This is a genomic window from Leucobacter exalbidus (assembly GCF_017834145.1).
In the GTDB taxonomy this organism is placed as follows: Bacteria; Actinomycetota; Actinomycetes; order Actinomycetales; family Microbacteriaceae; genus Leucobacter; species Leucobacter exalbidus.
In genome coordinates this window covers 1,838,044-1,851,357 of the sequence record NZ_JAFIDA010000001.1, presented here as the reverse complement: position 1 = coordinate 1,851,357, position 13,314 = coordinate 1,838,044, and the positions used below count along the sequence as shown (strand labels likewise).

The 13,314-nt window shown below is 66.9% G+C and carries 12 protein-coding genes; 10 read left to right on the top strand and 2 right to left on the bottom strand.

Going from position 1 to position 13,314, the window contains the following annotated elements; genetic code table 11:
• Positions 1 to 104: 104 nt before the first annotated feature.
• The 7 genes from JOF28_RS08375 to JOF28_RS08345 all read left to right on the top strand — a co-directional run bounded on the left by JOF28_RS08375 (position 105) and on the right by JOF28_RS08345 (position 5,910).
• On the top strand, positions 105 to 1,166 hold the full coding sequence (locus JOF28_RS08375; protein ID WP_209705344.1) for an alcohol dehydrogenase catalytic domain-containing protein: 1,062 nt from the start codon (positions 105 to 107) through the stop codon (positions 1,164 to 1,166).
• A 215-nt stretch (positions 1,167 to 1,381) separates the two neighbouring features.
• On the top strand, positions 1,382 to 1,618 hold the full coding sequence (rpmB, locus tag JOF28_RS08370) for a 50S ribosomal protein L28 (RefSeq protein WP_209705343.1): 237 nt from the start codon (positions 1,382 to 1,384) through the stop codon (positions 1,616 to 1,618).
• Entirely contained in the window at positions 1,618 to 1,785 is a 168-nt protein-coding gene (gene rpmG / locus JOF28_RS08365; protein ID WP_208044867.1) for a 50S ribosomal protein L33, read from the top strand. The genes rpmB and rpmG overlap by 1 nt, the downstream gene beginning before the upstream one ends.
• Positions 1,786 to 1,787: 2 nt before the next feature.
• On the top strand, positions 1,788 to 2,093 hold the full coding sequence (rpsN, locus tag JOF28_RS08360) for a 30S ribosomal protein S14 (protein WP_209705342.1): 306 nt from the start codon (positions 1,788 to 1,790) through the stop codon (positions 2,091 to 2,093).
• Positions 2,094 to 2,340: 247 nt separating this feature from the next.
• Positions 2,341 to 2,619: an HU family DNA-binding protein gene (locus tag JOF28_RS08355; RefSeq protein ID WP_209705341.1), complete on the top strand. Its 279-nt coding sequence runs from the start codon at positions 2,341 to 2,343 to the stop codon at positions 2,617 to 2,619.
• Between the two features lie 226 nt (positions 2,620 to 2,845).
• Complete coding sequence (locus JOF28_RS08350; RefSeq protein WP_209705340.1) at positions 2,846 to 3,862, top strand: DUF2804 domain-containing protein; 1,017 nt, start codon at positions 2,846 to 2,848, stop codon at positions 3,860 to 3,862.
• 56 nt (positions 3,863 to 3,918) lie between these two features.
• Positions 3,919 to 5,910, top strand: coding sequence for a bifunctional copper resistance protein CopD/cytochrome c oxidase assembly protein (locus JOF28_RS08345; RefSeq protein ID WP_209705339.1), 1,992 nt, complete (start codon positions 3,919 to 3,921; stop codon positions 5,908 to 5,910).
• Positions 5,911 to 6,011: 101 nt separating this feature from the next.
• On the opposite strand, the gene dcd is transcribed toward JOF28_RS08345, so the two are convergent.
• The gene (dcd, locus tag JOF28_RS08340) at positions 6,012 to 6,617 is read right to left on the bottom strand and encodes a dCTP deaminase (protein WP_209705338.1); all 606 of its coding nucleotides are present in this window, start codon (positions 6,615 to 6,617) and stop codon (positions 6,012 to 6,014) included.
• Between the two features lie 88 nt (positions 6,618 to 6,705).
• Here dcd and JOF28_RS08335 point away from each other — a divergent pair, with 88 nt between their 5' ends.
• Positions 6,706 to 7,374: an FMN-dependent NADH-azoreductase gene (locus tag JOF28_RS08335; RefSeq protein WP_209705337.1), complete on the top strand. Its 669-nt coding sequence runs from the start codon at positions 6,706 to 6,708 to the stop codon at positions 7,372 to 7,374.
• Positions 7,375 to 7,412: 38 nt separating this feature from the next.
• Here the strand turns inward: JOF28_RS08335 and JOF28_RS08330 are convergent, their stop codons facing one another.
• Positions 7,413 to 8,072, bottom strand: a complete 660-nt coding sequence (locus tag JOF28_RS08330) for a TetR/AcrR family transcriptional regulator (RefSeq protein ID WP_209705336.1) — start codon at positions 8,070 to 8,072, stop codon at positions 7,413 to 7,415.
• A gap of 235 nt (positions 8,073 to 8,307) precedes the next feature.
• Between JOF28_RS08330 and JOF28_RS08325 the strand changes: the two genes are divergently transcribed.
• Positions 8,308 to 11,094: an MMPL family transporter gene (locus tag JOF28_RS08325; protein WP_209705335.1), complete on the top strand. Its 2,787-nt coding sequence runs from the start codon at positions 8,308 to 8,310 to the stop codon at positions 11,092 to 11,094.
• Positions 11,091 to 13,184, top strand: a complete 2,094-nt coding sequence (locus JOF28_RS08320; RefSeq protein WP_209705334.1) for a YhgE/Pip domain-containing protein — start codon at positions 11,091 to 11,093, stop codon at positions 13,182 to 13,184. The genes JOF28_RS08325 and JOF28_RS08320 overlap by 4 nt, the downstream gene beginning before the upstream one ends.
• Positions 13,185 to 13,314 lie beyond the last annotated feature (130 nt).

Here is a 13,314-nt window from a genome sequence, read left to right as displayed (position 1 = left end):
CGCCGCAGCAGATTGGCGCGCGCGTATTTACTCGGGAGCGGCCGCCTCGATAGCCTGAAGTCGAGCCGCGGAAGCTCCGCGGCGGTCGTTCGAGGGAGAACAATATGGCCGAGATGCGCGCATTTCAGATTCCAGGGTGGCAGAGCGCCCCAGTATTTAACCAGGTGCCGGTGCCCACGCCCGGGCCCGGTCAGGTGCTGCTGAAGGTATCTGCGGTGGGGCTGTGCCACACCGATATTGCGCTGCCGAGCTACCCGGCCGACTTCGCATCGCAGCTGAACTGGAAGGTGCCCTTCACTCTCGGCCACGAAATCTCGGGCACCGTGGCCGCCCTCGGCGCCGGCGCCACTGGCGTCGAAATCGGCGACGCAGTCGTGGCCTCAGCCGCAAACCCGTGCGGAAGCTGCTGGTACTGCCTGCGCGGCAAAGACCAGAACTGCGTCGTCACGAGCGGTCGCGGCTACGGCGACGACGGCGGGCTTGCCGAGTACGTCATCGTGACCTCGCCGCGCCAGCTGGTGTCGATCGGCGACCTCGACCCCGTGATCGCGGCGCCGCTCGCCGACGCGGGCGCCACCGCCTACCACGGCGTCAATCGCGTGCTGCACAAGCTCACCCCCGATACCACCGCCGTCGTGATCGGCACGGGCGGCCTCGGCGGATACGCCGTGCAGTTCTTGCACCTGCTCAGCGGCGCCCACGTAATCGCGGTCGAGCCCAACGAGCAGCGCCGCGAACTCGCCCTGAAGCTCGGCGCCGACGAAGCCATTGACGGGGTCGATGAGGGCACCGTGGCGGCGATCAAGGAGCGCACCGGCGGCCGCGGCGCCGACGTCGTGCTCGACTTTGTGGGAGTCGACGCCACCATCTCGGCCGGTGTGCAAGCGACAGCCCGCGGTGGTTCGTACGGTGTAGTTGGGGCCGCGGGCGGATCACTGCCCTCCCAGCAGGGCTGGTTTCACGACCTGCCCCGCGACGGCGAAGTGTTCACCTACCAAGGCTCCTCGGTTAATGAGCTGCGCGGCGTGATCTCGCTGGCTCAGCGCGGCCTGTTGCAGAGCCCCATTGTTGAGTTTCCGTTTGATCAGCTCGAAGACGCGTACGCGCAGTTCGGCGCGGGAACGCTCACCGGGCGCGCGGTCATCAGAATGCCCGCGGGGGAGTAGCTCGCGAGCCGCAGCCCAGCCGTGAAAAGTGGGCGCAAGAAAAACTTGCGCCCACTGCGATCCTCACCTAAGCTTAACCCTTGGCTGTGCGCCGTCCCAGTGCGCAGACCGCAGGAGCGATCAAACGCAGGCCGAAATTGTTTTGGTCTGTACGCTCTGGCAGACAAGAAATCTTGGGTGAGGCCGTCCGGTCTCACGGTATGAGAGGAAATATCATGGCAGCAGTGTGCCAGGTGACAGGCGCCGTTCCCGGCTTCGGTCACAGCATTTCGCACTCGCACCGTCGCACGAAGCGTCGGTTCGATCCGAATATCCAGAAGAAGACTTACTTCGTGCCCTCACTCGGCCGCAAGGTGACTCTCACCCTGTCGGTTAAGGGCATCAAGATGATCGATGCTCGTGGCATCGAGTCGGTTATGGCTGACCTTCAGAAGCGTGGGGTGAAGTTCTAATGGCTAAAGATAAGGACGTCCGTCCGATTATCAAGCTCCGTTCGACGGCCGGTACCGGGTTCACTTACGTGACCCGCAAGAACCGTCGCAACACCCCCGACCGCCTCGTGCTCAAGAAGTACGATCCGGTTGTCCGCAAGCACGTAGATTTCCGAGAGGAGCGCTAAACATGGCTAAGAAGAGCATGATTGCTAAGAACAAGCAGCGCCAGGTCATCGTGGAGCGTTACGCCGCGAAGCGCCTTGAGCTGAAGAAGGCACTCATCGATCCCAACGGGACCGACGAGAGCCGCGAAGCCGCACGCGTGGGTCTGCAGAAGCTGCCCCGCAACGCGTCACCGGTACGCGTGCGTAGCCGCGACGTAATCGACGGCCGCCCCCGTGGCGTGCTGACGAAGTTCGGCATCTCACGTGTTCGCTTCCGCGACATGGCACACCGTGGCGAACTGCCCGGTATCACCAAGTCGAGCTGGTAAGCACGAGCTTTTAAATGGGCGCAGATCCTTTGGGATCTGCGCCCATTTTTTGATTCACGGGCCTATCTGTTCTCGTGTGGCGTATTTTCAGGATGTTCCCCGCGAATCTTCGTGAAAATCCGCATCATTACGCCAGATTAGGGTAGATTCGTAGCGATCAACCGATCGGACCCGCCACGGTGGTGGGATACCTGAACCAGATCAGGGGCCACGCAATATTTGCGGTAGCGCCCTGGAAGGACACAACATGGCACTCAACAAGACCGAGCTCGTTGCCAAGATCGCCGCTGAGACTGGCCAGAGCCAGGCCGCGGTTTCCAGCGTGATCGACGGTTTCTTCACCGCCGTTTCTGAGACCGTTGCCGCTGGCGAGAAGGTTTCGATCCCCGGCTGGCTTTCGTTCGAGACGGCAACCACTGCTGCTCGCACCGGCCGCAACCCCCGCACCGGTGAGACCATCGAGATCGCTGCTGGCAAGCGCGTAAAGGTTTCGGTTGGTTCGAAGCTCAAGGCTGCTGTGAAGTAACTTCACGTTGAACGAAACCCCTGGCTCGTAGAGCCGGGGGTTTTGTGCTGTCTGGGGGAGATCTCCAACGGGTGTGCGTCGTGTTGGTTGCGCTCGATACACTCGACGCACTACCCGGGGTTGGCACACGCGGTCTGGCTGCGCTGCTGGCTGGCTGATGAACCTCGCGCGATCCGGCGCAGGATCGCCGCCCCGATCAATCGACACGCAACGGAGATATCGAGAGATGAGTACGCAGGCACACGCGCTGTACGAACCCAAGATCGAGGGCCCCGCCCCGCTCGTGGGGAAGGGCAACCGGTTGAACCCGGCCGCGATCGGGTGGGCAACACAGCCCATTATTGACACGGCGTCGCTGGGCGGCGGCCGCGGGCGCAATAAGCGCTGGGAATACTGGAACGTGATGACGCCCACCCACATCATCGCGCTCACGGTGTCATCGATTGACTACGCGTGCGTGCACGAGGTGTGGGTGCTCGACCGGTCGACCGGCCGCGAATGGCACAAGGGCTCCACGCTGATTCCGGCGCGGGGCGCCACCCTGGCCCCCAGGCTCGAGCAGGGCTCCTCATCGGCGCGCGATCGCGGCCTCGCGATCGACATTGATGAGGTGCCCGGCGGCACTCGGCTGCGCGCCGAGATCGGGGGCGCCTCATTTGACATCGTCGCCGAGCTGCCCGCGGGCCACGAGCGGTTGGCGCTCGTGGTGCCGTGGTCGCAGAACCGATTCCAGTACACAGTGAAGGACGTGGCGCGGCCCGCATCGGGCACCCTGCGGCTCGACGGCGTCGAGATCGCGGTGCCGGCTGGCGAATCATGGGCGGTGCTCGATCACGGGCGCGGCCGCTGGCCCTACGACATCCAGTGGAACTGGGGCGCCGGATCGGGCCGTTCGCACGGCCGCGTCATCGGTGTGCAGGTGGGAGCCGAATGGACGGCGAGCACCTCGGTGTCAGAAAACGCGTTCTTTGTGGACGGCATCATGCACAAGATCCACGGCGAAACCAGCTGGCAGTACGACATCGAGAACTGGCGTACGCCCTGGCGCATTACGGGCGGCGGCCTCGACGCCACCTTCACCCCGAACTACAACAAACGCTCGCGCACCAACTTCGTGGTGCTCTCGGGCCGCACCGATCAGTGCTTCGGCGAATGGTCGGGCACCTTCACCACGGCAGCTGGCGAACGCATCGAGTTCGCGGGCATCGAGGGCTGGGCAGAAGAGGTGCACAACCGCTGGTGACGGGTGCGCGGTACCGCACCCCGTTTCGGCTCAGCCGCACCGCGTAGGCTTGCGGGGTGCCCCGTTACCTGCGCGTATTAGCTCCCGCCATTTTGCTCGCCGCGACTCTCGCATTTTTGCTGTTGGGTCTGCATATTGGCGAAGCAGCCGCACCCCGCGCCCTCGCTGATCCGGGCGCCGTGGTGCGCTACGGCCTGCCGATTTCGCGCACCCTCGTGAACGTGTCGATCGCCGTGCTGATCGGCTCGGTGCTGATGTCGGTGTGGGCGCTCGCCAGCGAGAAAGCCGAGACCCGGGCCGCGATGGATCTCGCCGCAGCCGCGGCCGCCGTGCTCACGGTGGCGGTGGGGGCGACGATCATCTTCACCTACGTTGACGTATCGGGGCTGCCGTTCTCGGGCGACCCCATGTTTGGGGCCGGTCTCGCCCAGTTCGTCACCGAGATTGAGCTGGGGCAGCTGTGGATGTACGAGCTGCTGCTCGCCGCGGTGACGACGGTGCTGGCCTTCGCTATTAGGGGCCGCAGAGCCACCCTGATCGTGCTGGTCGCGGCGCTGCTCACCACCCTGCCGCTCGCGCAGCAGGGCCACGCAGCCGGGGCCTCAGGCCACAGCCAGGCCGTGAACTCACTGCTCGTGCACCTCGTGGGTGCCGCTGTGTGGCTGGGCGGCCTGATCACGCTCGCGTTCATCGCGCGCACGGTCGACCGCCCGCGGCTCGCCGTGATCACCGCGCGCTACTCGTCGCTCGCGCTGCTCGCCTTCATCGGTGTGGCCGCCTCGGGCATCGTGAGCGCGTGGCTGCGCATCGGCACGTGGGACGCGCTTGTGAACACCGGGTACGGGCAGCTGGTGCTGTGGAAGACCGGCGCGCTCGTCGTGCTCGGCCTCTTCGGTGCGCTGCAGCGCACACGCGTCATCGCCCGCATCGGCGCCGAGGCGAAGGGCGGCCGCATGTTCACGTGGTTCGTGCTCGCCGAGCTCGCCGTGATGGGCGTCGCGAGCGGCATCGCCGGCGCCCTCGGCCGCACCGCGACCCCCGTCGCGCTCGAGCCCGCCCGTGACCAGGGCGATGGCATCAGCCCAGCCGAATGGCTCACCGGTGACCCGCTGCCGCCCGAGCTCACCCCGCTGAGCTACCTCACCGAGTGGAAGTTCGACCTCGCGTGGGCGCTCGTGTGCGCGTTCGCACTCGGCCTGTATCTCGCGGCCGCGATCAGGCTCGCGCGCCGCGGCGACAAGTGGCCCGTGGGCCGATTGATCGCCTGGGTGATCGGTATCGCGCTGCTGTTCTACACCACGAACGGCCCGTTCAACGCGTACGAACAGTACCTGTTTAGCGTGCACATGCTCGGCCACATGATGCTGACGATGCTGATTCCGTTGGTGCTCGTGTTGGGCGCGCCCGTCACGCTCGCGCTGCGTGCCACGCACAAACGCGACGACGGGTCGTGGGGCGGCCGCGAATGGATCATGTGGGCGGTACACTCGCCCTACTCGAAGGTCGTCACGCACCCCGCGGTCGCGGCGGTCGTGTTCGCCGGCTCGCTGTGGGTGTTCTACTTCACCCCCATCTTCAGGTGGGCGATGTCAGAGCACCTGGGTCACCAGTGGATGATCATCCACTTCTTGATCTCAGGCTACCTGTTCGCGCTGTCGATGATCGGTATCGATCCGGTGCCGTACCGGTTCCCGTTCGCGCTGCGCATCGTGACCCTGTTCGCCACGATGGCCTCGCACGCGTTCTTCGGCGTCACGATCATGACGGGCAACGGGCTGATGCTCGCCGACTGGTTCGGCGCGATGGGCCGCACCTGGGGGGCGACCCCGCTCGACGACCAAGAGGCGGGCGGCGGCATCGCCTGGGGCATCGGCGAATTGCCGACCCTCGCGCTCGCCCTCATCGTCGCGGTGCAGTGGGCGCGCAGCGACAAGAAGGAGCAGAAGCGCAGTGATCGTGCGGCCGACCGCTCGGGCGACGCCGAGCTGAATGCCTACAACGAGATGCTCGCGAAGCAGGCCTCGCGCGACTCAAAGGTCACGCGGTAAGCGGGCAAAAATGAAGCTCCGGATCGGGTTGAATGCCTGATCCGGAGCTTATTTTATTGCCGCGATGCCGCGCAGCATGAGCGGCGTGCGCGGGCAGCGGGTTACGCCTCGGGGGCGCCAGCGTCGCTCGCGGTGACGTCAGCGCGGTGGAAGTTGAGGTGCGAGCGCGAGGCCGTGGGGCCGCGCTGGCCGAGGTAGCGCGAGAAGGTCGCGCCCGAGCCGTATGGGCGTTCAGAGGGCGACGACAGCTGGAAGAAGCACAGCTGGCCGATTTTCATGCCGGGCCACAGGCGAATCGGCAGGGTCGCCACGTTCGACAGTTCGAGCGTGACGTGACCGGTGAACCCGGGATCAATGAAGCCCGCGGTGGAGTGGGTCAGTAGGCCCAGTCGGCCGAGCGAGCTCTTGCCCTCGAGGCGCGCCGCGATGTCGTCGGGCAGGCTCACCTGCTCGTACGTCGAACCGAGCACGAACTCGCCGGGGTGCAAAATGAACCCCTCTTCGGGATCGACCTCGATGTGACGGGTCAGCTCGGGCTGATCAACCGACGGGTCGATGACCGCGTACTTGTGGTTATCGAAGAGTCGAAAGAAGCGGTCGAGGCGCACATCGACGCTCGAGGGCTGAACCATCTCGGGTTCGCTCGGGGTGAGTCCGATTCGCCCTGAAGCGAGTTCGGCCTGAATATCGCGGTCTGAAAGCAGCACAACCACTATTCTAGGCGTGCCGGGTGAGATCGTCCTCTCGATTCAACTTCTCGTGTTGGCGCCCGGCATCGAGTAAAGGAGCTCATTCATGCCCGTACTGTTGCAGATCGATTCGGCGCTCGCAGATGCCGAGTCGCGCACCCGCCAGCTCACAGCTGACCTGGCGCGCTCGTGGGCGGCCCGCGGTGACTCGTTTGACGTCGTGACGCGCGACCTGCACGCCGATCAGCCGCCGCACCTTTCGCAGCGGGCGCAGCACTGGCCGCCTCACCTGCGGGGCGCGGCCGCCGAAGCTGGCGGCACGTTAGCCGACGGGGGTGCCGAGCTCGACGCGGCGACTGCTGGGCTGCAAGACGCGTTGATCGCCGAGCTGATCACGGCCGACGTCGTGGTGATCGGCGCACCGATGTACAACTACAACATGGCGTCGACGCTGAAGGCATGGGTAGACCTGGTGCACGTGCCGGGCGTGACGGCGCCGTTTGGTGGACCCGATGCTCCCGCCGCTCCGCTGCGCGGAAAGCCCGTCGTGATCATCACGGCGCAGGGCGGTCCGCTCGAACCCGGCATTGAAGACTTCGTGACGGCGCCGCTGAGTCACCTGCTCGGCACGGTGTTTGGGATGGATGTGCACGTGGTGGGCACGAGCCGCACGCTTGCCGGGATGATCCCTGAACTGGGTGCCGAGGAAGCCGCGGCGGCATTTGCGGCCGCATCGACTGAAGCGGCGCGACTGGGGTCGACGCTGCTGAGTTGAGCGGAGTTGAGTTGAGCTGGGCTGATCCGCGGCGACCGTCAGCCGCGGGTGGGCTCCGTGATGGCGAACAGCAGCTCGCTGATGAGCGCGGGAACGTGTTTGAGGCCGCCCGAGGCGCCGTCGCCCTCGAGCACCGTGATGCGCAGCGCGCGCTCGTACTCTCCCGCCAAGATCGCGATGGCGTGTTCGGCGGGCAGCGTGAAGCGGCGCCCGGCCGCCGAAATCGCAGCGACCACGAGGCCCGCCATGCTCGCGTGTGAGCGGGCGATGAGCGCGGAGTATCCGGGGGAGTTGGCGGGGTCGCGCATCGCGAGCAGCGCGAACTCGGTCTCTAAGACGTACCAGGTGGCGGCGTCGCCATCGGGCGCCAGATACGCGGTGATGTATTCGGCGGCCTGCGCCGGATCAATGATGCCCTCGTGGCCCCGAAGCGCGGGGGAGAGGGCTGCCGTTTTAGCCTCGAGGTTCGCGGCGCGGCGCGCAAACTCGCGCTCGAGCAGTGCCAGGAAGAGCTCTTCCTTGCTCGAAAAATTGGAGTAGAAGGCGCCGCGGGTAAACCCGGCGCGCTGGCAGATGGCCTCGACGGCGGCGCCCTGAAACCCGTCTTCGACAAATACCTCAGAGGCGGCCTCAAGCAGGCGCTCGCGGGTGGCCTGGCGGCGGGCGCTGGGCGCTGTCGATGCGGGTACATCGGTCATCGAGAAAGCCCACCTTTCGGGTAAGAATGCGGCGGCAGTTCCCGCCGACGGCCGCTCATTGCGGCGAACGCTGTCACCTGAATGATACCTGGATACATGAGTGTATCGAATCGGATACACTCGTGTATCGAACCCTCGCGAAGGCGCCTGGCGCTCGCGTTCGACCCCGCTGGTTCGATCTTGCAAGCGCCCGAGCCCGTCGTGAACAGACCTTTCAACGAAAGGCGTGCGCCGCATGTCGACTCTGCTCCACGCGATCGGACTCTGGGCTACCAAGGCGAAATGGCTGGTGCTCATCGTCTGGATCGCGATCCTCGCGGTCTTGGGGATTGGCGCGGGCCTCTTCTCCCAGGGCGCGAATGCCCCGATCACCATCCCCGGCACTGAGTCGCAGGCGGCGATCGATGCCCTCGGCCGCACCTTTCCCGAGGTGAGTGGCACAAGCGCCACGATCATCGTGGTGGCGCCCGACGGCAAGGAAGCCGGCACCGCCGAGTACGAGCGAGCGATCGTCGACGCGACGACCGAGCTCGAGGCGCTGCCCTTCGTGAACGCCGTGGTGTCACCGTTTGCCGAGCTCGCGCCGAGCGAGATCAGCGACGACGGGCGTGCAGCGCTCATTCGCGTGCAGATCGATGCCACTCAAAGCGACGTGCCGGTGGCCACCAGCGACGGCATCATCGACATCACCGCCGAACTTCAAGACGCGCTTCCCACAGGTGCTACCGCCTCCTATGGCGGCGATGTGTTCTCGACTTCGATCCCCGGCTTCACCGCGACTGAAGCGGTGGGTGTAGTGATCGCGTTCTTCGTGCTGCTGTTCACCCTCGGCTCGCTCGTGGCCGCAGGGATGCCGTTGCTCATCGCGCTGCTGGGCGTCGGCGTCACGATCGCGGGCCTGTTCCTCACGACCGCGTTCGCCGACATGACCTCGACGACCCCCATGCTGGCGCTGATGCTGGGGCTTGCGGTCGGCATCGACTACACACTCTTCATCGTGAGTCGACACCAAGAACAACTGCGCTCGGGCCTCGGCGTCACCGAATCGATCGCGCGGGCCACGGCCACGAGCGGCTCGGCGGTCGTCTTCGCAGGACTCACCGTCATCATCGCGCTGCTCGGGCTGTCGGTCGCCGGCATCCCGTTCCTCACCGCGCTCGGCGTCGCTGCGGCCGCGGGCGTCGCGGTCGCGGTGCTGATCGGGGTGACGCTCACACCGGCGGTGCTGGCGATGGCTGGGATCCGGATCCTCCCCAAGAAGCAGCGCGCGTTGCTCGCCGCGAACACCGCGGCAGCCGAGGCGGGCGCAGGCAGCGCAGGCAGCGGAGACACTGCTGGCGCAGGCGTCGCGGCCCGCAAGGTCAGCCGGGCCGACCGATTCTTCGGTGGTTGGGTGCGCGCGGTCACCGCAAAACCACTGATCACGATCTTGATCGTGGTGATCGGCCTCGGTGCGGCCTCGGTGCCGGCCCTGGATCTCAGGCTCGCGTTGCCGGGTGCCGAAACGCTGGAAGAAACCGATCCGGCGCGCGTCACATACGAGCTGACAGGCGAGCACTTCGGTGAGGGCGCGAACGGCCCGCTGATTCTTACGGGATCGATCATTGCGAGCGAAGATCCGCTCGGGCTGATGGCAGACCTCGCCGACGAGGTGCGCGCGATTCCTGGCGTTGCCGAGGTGCCGATGGCGACGCCCAACCAGAACGCCGACACCGGCATTATCCAGGTGCAGCCCGAGGAGGGGCCGCAGGCAGCGAGTACCGAGGAGCTCGTCTCTGAGCTGCGCGCGCACCACGATGAATGGCTCGAGACCTACGGGGTGAGCCTCGCCGTCACCGGGTTTACCGCGGTGGGCATTGACGTGTCGCACCTGCTCGGTGAATCGCTGTTGCCCTTTGGGCTGCTCGTCGTTGGCCTGTCGCTGATTCTGCTCGCGATGGTGTTCCGCTCGGTGTGGGTGCCGATCAAGGCGACCCTCGGTTACCTACTTTCGGTGGGCGCCGCGTTCGGCGCGGTGGTCGCCGTATTCCAGTGGGGTTGGCTGGGCGACCTGCTCAACGTGCACTCGGCGGGCCCCGTGCTCAGCTTCATGCCGATCATCTTGATGGGCGTGCTGTTTGGGCTCGCGATGGACTACGAAGTGTTTCTTGTTTCGCGTATTCGCGAGGAATACGTGCACGGCGCGAACGCGAGCGACGCGATCAGCCGCGGCTTCGTGGGCAGCGCGAAGGTGGTGACCGCGGCGGCACTCATCATGATCGCCGTGTTTGCGGCCTTCGTGCCCGATGGCGACCCCAGCATTAAGGTGATCGCGCTTGGCCTCGCCGTCGGTGTGTTCGTCGACGCCTTCATCGTGCGCATGACCCTCGTGCCCGCGGTGCTCGCCCTCTTGGGCGACCGGGCCTGGCAGATGCCGCGCTGGCTCAGCCGGGTGCTGCCCTCGTTCGACGTCGAGGGCGAAGGGCTCGCACGCGAGCTCGCGCACGCCGAATGGCCGGCCGATATGCCCCACGCGGTAATCGCGACCGAAGACCTGCTGCTGCCCGGCGGCCTGCAGATCAAGGATCTGCGGGTCGCCCCGGGCGAGGTGCTGCTGCTCGATCCGCGAGAAGCTACCTCGCGCCTCCTCGCCGAAATCATTGCGGGCCGCGGCACCATCGTGGCCGGCACCGCAAAGGTGGGCGGGCTGCTGCTGCCCGAGCGCGCGGGTTCCCTGCGCGCGCGGGTGGCGTGGGCAGACCCGGCCTCGCTGCACGCCAGCGTGAGCGACCGACCGCAGCTCATCGTGCTCGACCTGCAGGAGGCCGCGCAGCAGCCCCTGCCGCTGAGCGCCGTCGATGACATGCGCTCGGCACTCGCGGCGGCCGCGGCGGCAGCGCGCCAAGCGGGCCGCCCCACCCCCACCATCGTGGTGCTGGGGGAGCGCGAGCTCGCCACCCGCATTCTGCCCGAGGGCACCGCACTGGTCGCCGACCAGGCAACCGACACACTCGTTATGCAACACGAAGGAGGCGCCCGATGAGCTCCACATTCTCGCGACTCAAGGGAACGAAGCCGGTGCGGTGGACCACCATTCTCGGCCTGCTGCTCGTGCCGCTCACGGTGGCAGGCGTGCTGCTGTGGGGGCTGTGGAACCCCACCGACCGGCTCGAAAACGTGACCGCTGCGGTCGTCAATAACGACGAAGCGGTCGAGGTCGACGGGCAACTCGTGCCGCTCGGGCGGGTGCTCGCGGGCGAACTCATCGACGGCGACGCAGACTCAAACTTCACCTGGCTGCTCACCGACGCCGAAGACGCGAAGGCTGGCCTCGACGACGGGCGATACACGACCGTCGTCACCATTCCGAAGAACTTCTCGGCCGCCGCGACCTCGCTCTCGGGCGAACCTGACGACGCCGAACAGGCCCGCATCAAGATCGAAGAGAGCGACCGCGGCCGCCTCATCGACACCGCACTGTCGGGCATCGTCACGCAGACGGCAACCTCGGTGCTTAACCAGCAGCTCGGCGAACAGTTCGTGGGCAGCGTGTTTGTCGGCATGAACGAGATTGGCGACGGCATCGGCGAGGCCGCTGACGGCGCCACGAAGCTCGCTGACGGTGGCAGCCAGCTGGCCGATGGCGCGGGGCAGCTCGCCGACGGCACCACCCTGCTGGTCGACGGCACACAGCAGCTCGCGAACGGGGCGGGCGAACTTTCCAGCGGCGCCGGATCCCTCTCCTCGGGCGCCGCCGAGCTTGCGACCGGGGCGGGCGCACTCTCAGCAGGGGTGACCCAGTACGTGGATGGCGCAGCGACCCTGTCGGAGTCGTACCAGGGCCTCGCGGCCGGTGGCACGGCCGCGGTCACGCAGCTGAAGACGATCATCGGCGCACTCACCCAGATGCAGGCGGACGCCGCTGCTCACTCCGCGGCGCTCACTGACGGGCTGGCCGGGGCGGGCACCGAGGCCGCCACCTTCGGCGCTTCGATTGAACCGCTCACCTTGGAGTGCTACGCCTCGGGCGCCACCCCTGAGTTCTGCGGAAAGATGGCGGGTGCGATGGGGGCTTCGGTAAAGGCCATCGGCGATGAGCTTGCCAACGCTGGCACCGGCGCGGCCGACCTGGGCACCGCAATGTCGGGTGTGCAAGAGACGCTCGGCGGGCAGGCAACCCCCGGGGTTGATCCGGTTGCGCAGCTCGATCAGCTCACCACGGGCTTGTCCGAATTCGGCACCGGGCTGTCTGATTTCGCCACCCAGGGCGCCGAGCTATCGACGGGCGCGGCCGCGCTCGCCACGGGCAGCACGGGGCTCTCAGACGGGGCCGCGCAGCTGGCGACCGGCACCTCGCAGCTGGCGACCGGCACCTCTGAGCTCGCGGCCGGCGTACCCGACCTCGCCGACGGGGCGACCAAGCTTGCCGAGGGCGCAGGCCAATCGGCCACCGGAGCGAAGACCCTCGCCGAGGGGCTCGGCGAGGCCGCAAGCGGCATTCCGAGTTACACCGAAAGCCAGCGCGACAAGCTGGCGCAAACCGCCGTCACCCCGGTGAAGGCCGAGGGCGCGAGCGACGAGCTGTTCAACGCATCGGGAGTGCCGCTGTTTGCGGGCATCGCCCTGTGGGCCGGCGCGTTGGCCGCGTTCCTGCTGCTCGCGCCGCTGTGGAGCCGCACCCGCGACGCCGCCCGCGGCGTGGGCTGGATCACGCTGCGCAGCGCGCTGCCGGCCATCGTGCTAGGCGCGGTACAGGGCGGGATCGCCGGGATCGTGCTGCCGATCGCGCTGGGATACGACCTCGCGCAGGGGGCCGCGTTCTTCGGACTCGCACTGCTCACGGGCGTCGCTTTCACCCTGCTGCTGCAGGGCCTCACCGCACTGCTGGGCGGGCTTGGGCGCTTCATCGCGTTCGCGCTGCTCGTTGTCGCGTTTGCCGTCGGCATCGTTTCGACGGTGCCCGGCCCGCTCGCCGCGATTGGCGACGCGAGCCCGATCGGGGCCGCGATGGGTGGCTTCCAGGCGATCGCCATGAGTGCCACGGGCGCAGGCGCCGCGGTCACCGCACTCGTACTGTGGGCCGCGGGTGGGCTCGTGCTCACGGCCTTCGCGGTCGCTCGCGCACGCAAGTGAGGTAGCTCACGCGGTATGACGGGGGAGGGTGTGCTTCGGCGGGCCCTCCCCTTCGTCGTTGGGGTGGAAGGTGCTCGCTGACGTAGGCAGGCGGCAGAACAGGCAGACATCTGGAACAGACAGCCCCGTC